The 13,258-nt window shown below is 70.6% G+C and carries 7 protein-coding genes; 6 read left to right on the top strand and 1 reads right to left on the bottom strand.

Features of this window, described 5'->3' with window-relative positions; genetic code table 11:
• Positions 1-65 precede the first annotated feature (65 nt).
• Positions 66-3,068: a TonB-dependent receptor domain-containing protein gene (locus ACV7NO_RS04595; RefSeq protein WP_463404842.1), complete on the bottom strand. Its 3,003-nt coding sequence runs from the start codon at positions 3,066-3,068 to the stop codon at positions 66-68.
• 254 nt (positions 3,069-3,322) lie between these two features.
• Between ACV7NO_RS04595 and ACV7NO_RS04590 the strand changes: the two genes are divergently transcribed.
• The 6 genes from ACV7NO_RS04590 to ACV7NO_RS04565 all read left to right on the top strand — a co-directional run bounded on the left by ACV7NO_RS04590 (position 3,323) and on the right by ACV7NO_RS04565 (position 13,214).
• A complete protein-coding gene (locus tag ACV7NO_RS04590; RefSeq protein WP_463404841.1) occupies positions 3,323-4,285 on the top strand; it encodes a LysR family transcriptional regulator in 963 nt (320 codons plus the stop codon).
• Positions 4,286-4,364: 79 nt separating this feature from the next.
• A complete protein-coding gene (locus tag ACV7NO_RS04585; protein ID WP_463404840.1) occupies positions 4,365-4,928 on the top strand; it encodes an RNA polymerase sigma factor in 564 nt (187 codons plus the stop codon).
• Positions 4,921-5,847, top strand: coding sequence for a FecR family protein (locus tag ACV7NO_RS04580; protein ID WP_463404839.1), 927 nt, complete (start codon positions 4,921-4,923; stop codon positions 5,845-5,847). The genes ACV7NO_RS04585 and ACV7NO_RS04580 overlap by 8 nt, the downstream gene beginning before the upstream one ends.
• A gap of 132 nt (positions 5,848-5,979) precedes the next feature.
• Entirely contained in the window at positions 5,980-8,820 is a 2,841-nt protein-coding gene (locus ACV7NO_RS04575; RefSeq protein WP_463404838.1) for a TonB-dependent siderophore receptor, read from the top strand.
• Between the two features lie 87 nt (positions 8,821-8,907).
• On the top strand, positions 8,908-10,935 hold the full coding sequence (locus ACV7NO_RS04570) for a glucosidase family protein (RefSeq protein WP_463404837.1): 2,028 nt from the start codon (positions 8,908-8,910) through the stop codon (positions 10,933-10,935).
• Positions 10,932-13,214: a glycoside hydrolase family 3 N-terminal domain-containing protein gene (locus ACV7NO_RS04565; protein WP_463404836.1), complete on the top strand. Its 2,283-nt coding sequence runs from the start codon at positions 10,932-10,934 to the stop codon at positions 13,212-13,214. The genes ACV7NO_RS04570 and ACV7NO_RS04565 overlap by 4 nt, the downstream gene beginning before the upstream one ends.
• Positions 13,215-13,258: the final 44 nt, after the last annotated feature.

Genomic DNA, 13,258 nt, shown 5'->3' with positions numbered 1-13,258 from the left:
AACGCTGCGCAGCGTTTCTCGACTGCGCTCGAAACGAACGGCACTGGATCGGGTATCGGTTGGCATCAGAACCGCACCGTCGCGCCCGCGAACACATAGCGCCCGAGCGAATCATACATCCCCGCGAAGAACGCGCCGTTCGAGGTCTGCCCGCCCGTGCTGGCGGTCAGCGGCGGATCGCGATCGAGCAGATTGTTGATCCCCCCGCGCAGCGTCAGCGCCTTGCCGACATCGAACGAGGCCGCGGTGTCGAAATAGTTCACCGACTTCAGCTTGAGATCATATTGCTGGAACGCCGCGGTCAGGTAGGGCGCGGTGCTTTCCTTGTCGTTCGTGGTCGCGCCGATATAGCGCCACGTCCCCGACAGCGTCACCCCGCCCGGCGACGTCCAGCTGGCGAGCAGGCGGTGCCGCCAGTGCGGGATCGGCTGGCCGCAGGTGACGCCGAAGCGCCCGTCGCAGCGATAGGTGGGCGAACCGGGCAGGATCTGCACCTCGTATTTCGCGGTATGCGTGCCTGCGAAATTGAGGTTGATTCGTCCCAGGTTGCCGCCGAAGATGTCGCCCAGATCCTGCGCGACGGTCGCGGTGATATCGAGCCCCTTGGTCTGCAGATAGCCCGCGTTGACGCTGGTGGTGATGACGCGCCCGCCGTTCACCAGCGACCCGGTCGCGGGATTGCGCACGATCAGCGAACAGAACACGCCGGTGTTCACGCACTGCGTCAGCGTGATGCCCGCGGGCACGTTGGTGATGAGCTTCTTCACCTTGATGTCGAAATAATCGACGCCGAGCGTGATGCCGCGCAGGAAGCGGGGGACGACCTGCACGCCGAACGACTTGGTATAGGCCACCTCGGGCTCGAGGTTCGGGTTGCCGCCGACCAGCGCGCCGGACTGCTGCCCTGCCGCAGCGGCGATGTTGCCGTATTGCGCGGTGGTGACGCCGGACAAGGCGCACTGCGCCGCGGTCGCGCGCGGAACGGCGCCCTCGCACGGATCGGAGATCGCGGCGGTCACGCCGCGCTGCGGGCCGAACAGCTCGTTGAGGTTCGGCGCGCGCACCGCCTGCTGGAAGCTGCCGCGGAAGCGCAGGTCGCTGACCGGGCTCCACTCCGCACCCGCCTTGTACGCGGTCGTCGAACCCGCAATGCTGTAGTCCGAATAGCGGATGCCGGCTTCGGCGGACAGGCTGTGGAAGAACGGCCGCCGCTCGACCAGCGGCACGCGGATCTCGCCGAAGACCTCCTTGACGTTGAACGAGCCCGAGATGGGGAACTCGCCGCCGGAATTGCCTGCGACGTCGCGCGTGCTGTAGAAGGTGTCGGGCTGGAAGCTGAGCATCTCGTCGCGATATTCCGCGCCCACCGCGATGCCGATCGGGTTGTTCGCGATCGGGCTGCCGAAGCCCAGATCCCCCGTCACCGAGACGCTGGCGATCTTCTCCTCGGTATAGCCGGTGCGATAGACGGTGTTGCGGACATAGCTTTGCGCCGCGTCGCTGATCCCGCCGATCGTGAAGATGTTGAGCGGGACGCAGGCCGGATCGGTGCCGTTCAGCGCCGACTCGCACACGATCTGCCCCGCCGCGTTGCGCACCGCGCGCAGCGACTTCGCGAACTTGGCGAGTGAATAGTCGTTCGTCACGCGCGAGTTGTAGTCGGTGCGACCGTACTGGACATAGCCGTCATAATGCCAGCCCGGCGCGAAATCGCCACGCAGCCCGGCGACGCCGCGATACGAGGTGTGCTGCGTATAGTCGTGCCGCGATCCGTCGATGACGTTGCGCTGCGACACGATGACGTTCGCGTTCTGCGTCGCGCCCAGCCCTACCGAAGTACAGATCTGCGCGACCTGCGAGGCCGACAGGAACGGGTTGCTGCAGTTGATGCTCTGCGGCACCGAGAACACCGCGGTCGGCGAGATACGGACGTCGGCATCGTCGCGCATGAACATGAACTCGCCATACGCCGTCACCGCGGGCGAGAAGTCGTAATGCGCGAACAGGTCCGCATTGTAGCGCTTGTCCGGCGCCTGCGCGTCATAGGTCGGGCCGTTGCTGAACCCGTCCGATGTCCGGTAGGTTCGGAAGCTGTTGCCGGTGGCCGGGTCGAGCGTGACGGTGGAGCGCACCGCGCCCGTCGTCGGGTTCGTCAACTGGAACTGCGCGGGGAAGGTCGCGCTCGACAGCGAGCAGGTATAGCCGCCGACCGACGCGGCCAGGTTGCAGGTCGAGAAGTCGCGCGCATCGGTGCCCACGCCGTCGATGCTGCGATACGAGACGAACCCGGTGACGTTGCCGCGCCCGCCGGCAAAGGTCTTGCCGAACGCCAGCGACAGCGTCTGCTGCCCGCCGTCGATCGTGTCGCGATCGGTGACCGGTCGCCCCGCCGCCCGCGCGACCGACTGGATCGAATTGTCGTTCCGGTGGGTGAAGACCCCGGCGGACGCATCCGCCTGCAACCCGTCGAAATTGCGCTTGAGCACGAAATTGACGACGCCCGCGATCGCATCCGATCCATAGACCGCAGACGCGCCGCCGGTGACGATGTCGATCCGCTCGACAAGGGCTGCGGGCACGTTGTTGATGTCCGCCGCCTGCGCGGAGGATCGCGCGGGATCGCCCTGCATCAGCCGGCGGCCGTCGATCAGCACCAGCGTGCGCTGATTGCCCAGGTTGCGCAGGTTGATCGTCGCGGTGCCGCTGGCGCCGACGGTGCCGCCGCGATTGCCGCCGCCCTGGTCGGCATAGGCCTGGGGCAGCGTGTTGATGAGATCCTCGATCCGCGTCGCGCCGCGCGACTGGATCTCCGCGCCGCCGACGCTGCTGACCGGGCTGACGCTGGTCGCGTCGGGATTGCGGATGCGCGATCCGGTGACGACGATGGCGCCTCCCTCGGTGTCGCCGGATCCGTCCGCGGGCGCGGCACCCGGTTGCGCGGCGGTCGTCCCGGGCTCGGACGGGGTGGATTGCGCGAAGGCGGGCGCGCCCGTCAGCGCGAGCAACGAGGCCATGCCGAGCAGGGCGGACTTGCGCGCGCGGCGCGACGGATCGATCGTGGACGGCATCGGCGTGGAACCCCCTTGGCTGGCATACGCCCGACGGTCATCGCTCTCCCGGATACGGTTCTTTTGCGTTTCTCGTTGTCGTCCTCGTCGGAACCGTGCCTGTTTCGGCACTGTATCCCGGCGACGTTCCTGCCTGTGGTCCTGCGTCGCGGTCGATCGGCTCGTAGGTCGGCGTTCGATCCGCGATTTGCAGGCTATGCCGTCGTCGCAGTAAACGGAAACTGTTTGATCTTATGGTTTCATAGGCCCAGCTTATGGCCGTGATGCCCGGCCCCGCCCCCCGCGTCGATGCGATTTCGTTGCGCCAGCTCCGCTTCGTCGCGGCGCTGGCCGATACCGCCAGCTTCAGTCGCGCGGCGGACCGGATGGCGGTGTCGCAACCCGCGCTGAGCGCCGCGATCCGGCAGGTCGAGACGCTGCTCGACGTGCGGCTGTTCGATCGGACGACGCACAGCGTGGCGCTGACCGACGCGGGCCGCGCGATGCTGCCGCATGCGAGGCGGCTGCTGACGACCGCGGACAACGCGTTCGCGGACATGCGCGACGCCGCGCGGAGGCAGCGATCGATCGTGCGGATCGGCGCGATCCCCTCCGCCGTCCCGGTCGTCGCGGAGACTCTGGCCGCGCTGGGCGCGGTGCCCGGCGTCAGCTTCCATGTCGGCGACGGCAAGAGCGACGGGCTGGTCGAGCAGTTGCGCAACGGCGCGCTCGATCTCGCGGTCTGCGTCGGCGGCGCCCGGGAGGACGCGTTCGTCACGGTCGATCTGATGGAGGACGAGATGCTGCTCGCGGTGCCCACCGGGCACCCGCTCGCGGCGGTCCGCCGGCTGTCGTGGAGCATGCTGGCGGGGCACGAGGTGGTGCATTTCTCCGGCGGCAGCATCGGCGACCTCGTCTCCGCCGCGATGCGCCAGGCGGGGCTGCGCGCCTCCACCCGATACCGCATCGACCAGGTCGATTCGCTGTTCGGGCTCGTCCGCGCCGGACTGGCGGTGGGGGTGATGCCGCGGCTCTACACGCTCGGCTCGGCGCTCAAGGGGATCGTGCTGGTGCCGCTCAACCGGCCCGTCCTTCGCCGCCGACTGGTGTTGTATCACCGCGTCGAACTGGCGACGGAATATCCACAGGGCGCCGCGATCGCGACGCGCTTCGGCGCCGCGCTCATCGGCCAGCTGTCGGCGACGCAGCCCGCCACCGCTGCGACGATCGCGTCGTGACGCATCACCGTCCCGACGGATCGCGTGACGGAAACCGTCGCGCCGCGCATCCATGCGGCAGGGGGGAAGGCCGGAGCCGATGACGACACCACTCGTGACCTGGGTCGCGCGGCACATCCTGCCGCACGAACCCGCGCTGCGACGGTGGTTGCGCGGCACCTTTCCCCGGATCGATGTGGATGACGTGGTGCAGGAATCCTATTGCCGGCTAGCAGCGATCGACGACGTGACGCGGATCCGCGATCCGCGGCGCTATCTGTTCCAGACCGCGCGCAACGTGGTGCTGGCGGACGTGCGCCGGGCGCGGGTGGTGCGGATCGACGCGGTCGGCTCCGCCGCCGATCTCGAACGCGCGCTGGACGGGCAGGCGGACCAGCTTTCGCCCGAGCGGATCGTGGCGGGGCGCGGGCTGTTGTCGCGGGTCGAGCGGCTGCTCGCCGCGCTGCCCGACCGCAGCCGGACGATCTTCCGCCTGCGCAAGTTCGAGGGGCTGTCGCAGCGCGACATCGCGCGCCAGCTCGGCATTACCGAGACGATCGTCGAGAACGATCTGGCGCGCGGACTGAGGACGATCCTGGGCGGACTCTGCGAGGATGATCGCGAAGACCTGCCCCGGGCCAGGAGGAGCCGCCGCGATGCGTGACGATCCTGACGCGATCGATGCGGCCGCTGCCCGCTTCGTCGCGCGGCTCGACCGGACCCCGCACGACCCGGCACTCGCCGCGGAGATCGACGCCTGGACCGCGGCCGACCCCCGACGCGTCGGCGGGTTGCTGCGGGCGCAGGCGGTGTGGGAGCATATCGGGCACGACGAGGCGCTGGCTGCCGCCCCGCGGGATCCGGCGAGGCGACGATGGATCGCGGCCGCAGGCGGCCTCGGCATCGCGGCGGCGTTCGCGGGCGCGGTCTGGATCGCGGCGGACCACGACACGGGCTATGCGACCGCGGTCGGCGAGCGTCGCGTGGCGCGTCTCGACGACGGATCGACGATTCTCCTCAACACCGCCAGCCATACGCGCGTGCGGATGACGCGGGACGCGCGATCGGTCTCGCTCGACGATGGCGAAGCGTGGTTCCAGGTCGCGAAGGACAAGGCGCGCCCCTTCGTCGTGGCGGCGGGCGACATCCGCATCCGCGCGGTCGGCACGGCGTTCGCGGTCCGGCGGCTCGCGGGGCGCGCGGACGTGACGGTCACCGAGGGGCGCGTGCGGATCTGGTCGGTCGCGGCACCCGAACGGTTCGTGCTGCTCGATCGCGGCAAGCATGTCGTGGTCGCCGACGCGGCCGGCGCGGCGCAGGCGGCGGTCGAGCCTGCGAACCCGGCGGAATCGCTCGCCTGGCGCAAGGGCGAGATCGTGCTCGACGGCATGACGCTCGGCGATGCGGCAGCCGAGTTCAACCGCTACGACACGCGGCGCCTGTCGGTCGAGACGCCGCTGGCGGAACGGCGCATCGTCGGCTGGTTCCGCACCGACGACATGGACGGGTTCGCCCGATCCGCCGCGGCGATGACGGGCGCGCGGATCGAGCGCGACGGCACCGACCTGCGCATCGTAGAGTAAGGCGGGTCGCGTAAGGCGAGGTCGCGTCGCGCGGCGCGATTTGGCGGCGGCCGGCTGACGGAAACCGCGCGCCCACGCATCCTTGGCTTCAGACGCACCCGAGATGCGTTCGGCACAGGCAGGGGATCATTCATGCGTTCGCATTTCCATTTCGGGCTCGTTTCCGTCATCGCGCTCGTGTCGGCAACGCCGGCCGCCGCCTATGGCCAGGTCCGCCACTTCGACGTCGCCGCGCAGTCCGCGACGAGCGGCATCGTCGCGTTCGCGCGGCAGGCGGGCATCCAGATCATCGCGCCCGAGGATGCGACGCGCGGGCGCCGGATCGCCGCGATCAAGGGCCCGCTCGCCGTCGCGGACGGGCTGAAGCGGATCGCCAGCGCCTCGCGGCTGCGCGTCGTCTCGTTCGACGGGCGCACCGCAGTACTCGCCGCGGGCGCGGTCGCCGCCGTGCAGGACCCGGCCCCGGCACAGGCCGATCCCTCCACCCCGCCCGCGCCGCAGCAGGCCGAGAACGCGCTGGACGAGATCGTCGTGACCGGCACCCGCGCGCGCGGCACGACCGTGCTCACCTCGTCGTCCGCGATCACCGTCGCCACGCGCGAAGACCTTGATCGCAAGGCTCCGCGCTCGACCGCGCAGGCGCTCGAGCTGATCCCGGGCATCTTCGTCGAGGGATCGGGGGGCGAGGTCTCGAACAACTTCTCGGTCCGCGGGCTGGCCGGCGGCGGGCAGCAGTTCGTCCAGCTCCAGGAAGACGGGCTGCCGGTCTTCTACATCAACGCGCTGTCGGACACGATCCTGAAGCAGGAGGTGTCGATCGACCGGCTCGAGGCCGTCCGCTCGGGCTCGTCGGGCGTGCTGACCGTCAACGGCGCGGGCGCGACCGTCAACTTCATCACGCGCAAGCCCGATTTCGAGACGTCGGGCGGCACCTTCCAGCTGACCACGTCGAGCTTCGGCACCGCGCGCGTCGATGCGTTCATGACGCGGCCGATCGCGGAGAACACCGCGATCTCGGTCGGCGGCTTCTACCGCAAGGACGACGGCATCCGCGATCCCGGCTACGACGCCAATCACGGCTTCCTCTTCCGCGGCGCGATCGCGCAGCGCTGGACGGGCGGCAAGCTGACGCTGTCGGCCAAGGTCGTCGACGACAGCAACATCTTCTATGTCGGCATCCCGCTGACGGGGGTGGGCGATCCGCAGTCGATCCCCGGCCTGTCCGCGACGCACGGCCTGCTCCAGAGCCGCGACTTCTCGCTGGTCCGCACGCGCACCACCCCGACGACGGGCCGCGCGTTCCAGGACATCGACCTGAACGACGGCGTCCACACCAAATCGCAGTCGTACGGCTACGACCTGACACAGGAGTTCGGCCGCGACGTCAGTTTCTTCGCGCGCGGCCGCTACACGAATTTCGGCACCGACTTCAATTCGATCTTCTCCTACGACAATTCGGGGCTCCAGCTCGCCTCCGAACGCCTCGCGACCAACCCGACCAGCGCGCAGACGCTCGCGCGGTTCGCGCCGCAGGGCGCCACCCGGCTCGGCATCCGCTATGTCGATACCGGCCAGGTCATTACCGGCGCCACCGCGCTCAACGCGATCAACGGCAACGGGCTGGTCGCCGAGAGCGTCATCGGCCGCAACCGCGCGTCGGTGAAGGAGTTCAACAGCGACACCGGCATCACGTGGCAGACGCCGACCAATGCGCTGACGATCGGCGGCCTCTTCACCCGCTCCAGCCGCTACAACGACGCGATCGGCGCCTCCACCTTCCTGACCGACGTGCGCGACCGCGCGCGCCGCGTCGACGTCGTCGCGCTCAACGCCGCGGGCGGCGTGGTCGGATCGCTGAGCGAGAACGGCTTCCTCAACTACGGCACGTTCGGCGAGGGCGCGAGCCGGGCCAAGTTCACCTCGATATCGGGCTATGCCACCGATCAGCTGACGCTGTGGGACAAGCTGCGGATCGACGGCGGCGCGCGGTTCGAGCATTTCGTGTTCAACCGGCTGGCGGGCAACACCGTCGGCCGCGCCCCGATCGCGGGTTCGGGCACGTTCGATGCGCAGGGCAACCTGCTGGTCGACAACGACAACATCATCGCCAACAACTATATCAGCAACAGCTTCGACGGGACGTACACCGCGCAGCGCAAGGAATTCAACAAGGTCGCCTGGACGCTCGGCGCGAACTACCTCGTCACCGATCGCCTCGCGGTCTACGGCCGCTACGCCACCGGCTTCCAGGCGCAGGAGCAGAACGAGCCGACCAACCTGCGCTTCGCCGAAGCGGGCGTGCGCTACTCCAGCAAGATGCTCCAGGCGTCGATCACGGGCTTCTACACCAAGTTCCTCGATTATCCGCAGTCGCGCGACATCAACACGACCGTCAACGGCGTGACGATCACGCAGCAGCTGACCGCGAACTCCGGTATCAAGGTCTATGGCGGGGAGTTCGACGTCACGCTGCGTCCGACGCCGTGGTTCCGCCTGCAGGCGAGCGGCGTGATCCAGGATTCTAGCATCAGCATCGGCGACCTGATCGCGCGCCGCAACGGCGTGGTGGTCGACATCAACACGATCGACGCCGGGCTGCGCGCGACCGTCCAGGGGTTCGGCGGCAACAGGCCCGAGCGCACCCCCGCGCTCAACGTCAACGTCACCCCCGCGATCGTGCTGCCGGGCAACCGCGGCGAGATCTATGGCAGCTGGAAGCGGATCGGGAAGATCTATGCCGACGTGTCGAACTCGCTGGAGCTGCCGGGCTATTCGGTCTTCTCGGCGGGCGTGCTGTTCCGGCTCGACGACGCGGTGTCGCTGTCGGCCAGCGTCGAGAATATCGGCAACGTGATCGGGCTGACCGAAGGCAATCCGCGCGGCGGATTCGTCGAGAATACCGGCTCCAACTTCTATTTCGCGCGGCCGATCAACGGGCGCAACGCGGTGGCGAGCCTGCGCTTCGATTTCTGATCTCCCCCTGGGCGCGGCCTTCCCCCGCCGCGCCCCTTTTCGTTTCCCGGGTACGGCCCCGCTCCACGATCGGAACCGGCGTTGCGCATGATCCGCCTTCCCTCCGCGCTGGCCTTGGCGGCCGCACTGGCCGGCAGCGTCGCCGGCTCCGCGCGGGACGCGCGCGAGGCTCCCCCGCTGGCGTTCCGCATCGACGAGGGCCGAAACATCAACGCGTTCGTCCGCAAGGGGCCGGTCGCCGCGCACCTGCTGCTGCGCGCGGGCACCGATCCGCGCATCCTCGCGGCGTTTCCCGCGGGCAACAGCGGCGTCGCCTTGTGGTTCGCACGCACCGCGCGGCCCGTCGCCTGGGCGCTCGATACCGCCCCGCAGCCCTTGACCGACACCGATGCCAAGGGCCGCCCGCTCCGCGGCATCGTCGCCACCGCCACGGTCGATGCGGGCCGCCTCGACGTCCGCCGCGCGGTGCTCTCGTCAGTGCGCGTGCTGCGCGACTACGAAGCACTGGGCAAGGCGCCGCCCGAGATCGACGTCGCGCCGACAGTCGTTCGCGGCGCACTGGTCTGGTCGCGTGACCGGCTGGACGGCGCCCCCGGCTACCGGCTCGCGATCGAACCGCTGGACGGCGCGCGCATCGAAAGCGGCGCAATCGTCGGCAAGGGCGGACGCATCCGCATGCGGATCATCGCGCTGACTGGCGAGGCGCCGCTGACCCCGCTCGACGGCGCCGCGCTGCTGACCGACGCCGCCCGCCCCGACGCACGCGCGCGCAACGCGCTCGCCTTCCTGTCGTACAAGGAGAAGTACCTCGCCGGATCGTGGCGGTTCGACACCTATTTCGGGCGCGATACGCTGATGTCGCTCCGGCTGCTGATGCCCGTCCTGCAACCCGCCGCGGTCGAGGACGGGCTCGGCGCGGTCCTCGCCCGGCTCGCGCCCAACGGCGAGGTCGCGCACGAAGAGGATATCGGCGAGTTCGCGGTTCTGCGCAACGCCGCGGAGGGGCACGGGCGCGTCGCCACCCCGGTCTACGACTATGCGATGGTCGACGACGACTTCATGCTCGCGCCCGTCGCGGGCGCGTGGCTGCTCGATGCGCTGCGCGGGCGCGACCGCGCGGCCGCCTTCCTCGCCGCGCCAGCCGGCAACGGCCAGCGACAGGGCGACCTGATCGCGCGCAACTTCGCCTGGGTGGTCGAGCGGACCGCGGCGTTCGCGCAGCGCCCCGCGGTCGACCGTCTCGTCGCGCTCAAGGACGACCGCCGGACCGGGCAATGGCGCGACAGCGAGGAGGGGCTGGGGCGCGGTCGCTACGCCTATGACGTCAACGCGGTCTGGGCGCCCGCCGCGCTGACCGCGATCGCGCGCTTCGCGGACAGCGGCCTGCTCGCCGGCTACGGCACGGCAGCGCAACGGACGACGCTGGCGAAGGCATCGGCGCAGGCCGCGGTCTGGCGGCGATCCGCACCGCCGCTGTTCGCGCTGACCCTCCCCAACGAAACCGCGCGAACCGCCGTCGCCGCCTATGCGAGCAAGACCGGCGTACCCGCGGCGCCCGCGCTCGCATCGCTCGGCTCGGCCCCACTCGCGTTCAACGCGCTGTCGCTCGACGCCGATGGAAAGCCCGTCCCGGTGATCCATTCGGACGACGGCTTTGCGCTGCTGTTCACCGATCCTCCCGCCGCCGATCTGGGCCGCTCGGTCGCCGCGATGATGCGCCCCTTCCCCGCCGGGCTGATGACCGATGTCGGCCTGCTCGTCGCGAACCCCGCCTTCGCGCCTCCTGCGGTGCAGGCCCGGTTCGGCGCCAGCGCGTACCACGGCACGGTGATCTGGTCGTGGCAGCAGGCGATCCTCGTCGCCGGGCTCGACCGCCAGCTCGCGCGGCAGGACCTGCCGCCGCCCGTCCGCGCGCAACTGATCGCGGCGCGCGCGCGGCTGTGGCGCGCGATCGACGGCGCGGGCAGCGTGCGCACCTCCGAACTCTGGTCGTGGAGCTACGGGGACGGCCGCTATGCGGTGGCGCCGTTCGGGGCATCGTCCGCCGACGCCGACGAATCGAACGCCGCCCAACTCTGGAGCACCGTCTTCCTGGCGCTGCGGCCGCCGCGGTGACGCTCGACCGGCGCGCGCTGCTCGCCCGCGCAGGCCTGCTCGCCGTCGCCGCGACGCTGCCGCGCCCAACCACCGCCGCCGCCGCCACCGCCGCCGCGCGCCAGATCGAAGCGCTGATCGCGGCAATGACGATCGAGGAAAAGGCGGGGCAGCTCAGCTGCTTCAACGACGATGTCCGCCCGGTCGGCGCGGTGTTCAACCCGGTCGTGAACCCCACGACCGCCGCGGCGCTGCTCGTTGAGATCCGCGCCGGACGCGTCGGCATGGTCTTCAACGGCTACGGCGTCGCCGGGGCGCGCGTACTGCAACAGGCCGCACGGGAAAGCCGGCTGAAGATCCCGCTCGTGTTCGCCGCCGACGTCCTCCACGGCTGCCGCACGATCTTCCCCATCCCCCTCGCCGAAGCCGCCGCGTTCGACCCCGCACTGTCGGAACGCGCCGCCCGCGCGGTCGCGCGCGAAGCGAGCGCGGGCGGGCTGCACTGGACCTTCGCGCCGATGGTCGACGTCGCGCGCGACCAGCGCTGGGGCCGCGTCGCCGAGGGCGCAGGCGAGGATGTGTACCTGAACCGCCTGCTCGCCGCCGCCCGCGTCCGCGGATTCCAGGGGCCGGACCTGCGCCGCGCCGACGCCCTCCTCGCCACGCCGAAGCATTTCGCGGGCTATTCCGCGGTCCGCGGCGGGATGGAATATGCGACGGTCGACATGAGCGAGGCGGAACTGCGCGAGACCTATCTGCCGCCGTTCGCGGACGCGTTCGCGGCGGGGGCGGGCGCCACGATCGCGTCGTTCACCGATTTCGGCGGCGTGCCCGTCACCGCGAACCGTCACCTGCTCACCGAGATCCTGCGCGGCGAGCTGGGGTTCGCGGGCGTCTGCGTGTCGGACTACGACGCCGATCGCGAGCTGATCGCGCACGGCGTGGCGCGGGACGAGGCCGATGCGGCGCGGCTGGCGATCCTCGCGGGCGTCGACATGTCGATGCAGAGCGGGCTCTACAACCGCCACCTCCCCGCGCTGCTCGCGCGCGGCGCGGTGCCGCTCGCCGCGGTCGACCGGGCGGTACGACGCGTGCTGGCGCTGAAGGAGGCGCTCGGGCTGTTCGACGATCCCTTCCGATCGATCGACGCGGCGGTCGAGCGGCGCGAGACGCGCAGCCCCGCGATCCGCCGGCTGGCACGCGAGGTCGCGACGCGCGCGATCGTGCTGCTCAGGAACGAAGGCGAGCTCCTTCCCCTGCCCCGCGATGGCCGGCGGATCGCGCTGATCGGCCCGTTCGGCGCGGACCGCGCGAACCTCAATGGCCCATGGTCGTTCGCGGGGGACGCGAAGGCCGGCGTCGACCTCGCCACCGGCATCGGTGCACGCCTCGCCTCGCCCGCGCTGCTGGAGGTGGAGCCCGGATCCGGCGTGCACGAGGCGTTGCCCGGCGGCATCGCGCGCGCACGCGCGGCGGCGGATCGCGCCGACGTGGTGCTGCTCGCGATCGGCGAAGCCGGCGACATGTCGGGCGAGGGCAACAGCCGCACCGACCTCGGCATCCCCGCGGCACAGCGCGCGCTGGCGGACGCGGTCGCGGCGTCGGGCAAGCCCGTCGTCGTGCTGCTGCGCCACGGTCGCGCGATCGCACTCGAGGGCGCGGCGCGCGACGCCCGCGCGATCCTGGCGACGTGGTTCCTCGGCGAGGCGACCGGCGACGCGGTAGGCGACGTGCTCTTCGGGATCGCCGCGCCGACCGGGCACCTCCCCGTCAGCTTTCCGCTGTCGACCGGACAGCAGCCCTGGTCCTACGATCACAAGCCGACCGGCCGGCCCGCACCCGATGCGGACCCGATGCAGCCCGGCCGCGCGCACTGGCGCGACGCGCCGGATCGCCCGCTCTACGCGTTCGGCCACGGCCTCACCTATGGCCGCCTCGTGATCGAGCGGATCGCGGTGCCGCCGCTCCTGCCATGGGACGGCGAGATCGCTATCACCGCCACCGTCCGCAATGCAGGCGACCGCGACGCGCAGGGCCTCGTCCAGCTCTACGTCCACCAGCGCGTCGCCAGCCGCACACGGCCCGTCACCCAGCTCAAGGCGTTCGAGAGGGTCCGCGTCGCACCCGGCGAATCGCAAGGCGTCCGCCTCACGCTCGTGCCTCGCGACCTGGCGTTCCCGGGATCGGACGGGGTCGTGCGCGCGGAGCCCGGCATCGTCGACATATGGCTCTCGCTCGGCAACGACACGCAAGCGAAGGCCGGATCCTTCGAACTGCCGGCCCGGCCCGGCCCGCCTTGACCGCGCCGGCAAGGTGGACAGGAGCGAGCCGGCCCGCCATTCTC

It is taken from the genome of Sphingomonas sp. Ell38C01, assembly GCF_055231975.1.
This window is presented reverse-complemented; position numbering and strand designations above follow the sequence as displayed.

Bases quoted from the DNA above. Each gene is read 5' to 3' on its own strand.
- ACV7NO_RS04595 (WP_463404842.1), bottom strand. From the start codon at position 3,068: ATGCCGTCCACGATCGATCCGTCGCGCCGCGCGCGCAAGTCCGCCCTG.
- ACV7NO_RS04590 (WP_463404841.1), top strand. From the start codon at position 3,323: ATGGCCGTGATGCCCGGCCCCGCCCCCCGCGTCGATGCGATTTCGTTG.
- ACV7NO_RS04585 (WP_463404840.1), top strand. From the start codon at position 4,365: ATGACGACACCACTCGTGACCTGGGTCGCGCGGCACATCCTGCCGCAC.
- ACV7NO_RS04580 (WP_463404839.1), top strand. From the start codon at position 4,921: ATGCGTGACGATCCTGACGCGATCGATGCGGCCGCTGCCCGCTTCGTC.
- ACV7NO_RS04575 (WP_463404838.1), top strand. From the start codon at position 5,980: ATGCGTTCGCATTTCCATTTCGGGCTCGTTTCCGTCATCGCGCTCGTG.
- ACV7NO_RS04570 (WP_463404837.1), top strand. From the start codon at position 8,908: ATGATCCGCCTTCCCTCCGCGCTGGCCTTGGCGGCCGCACTGGCCGGC.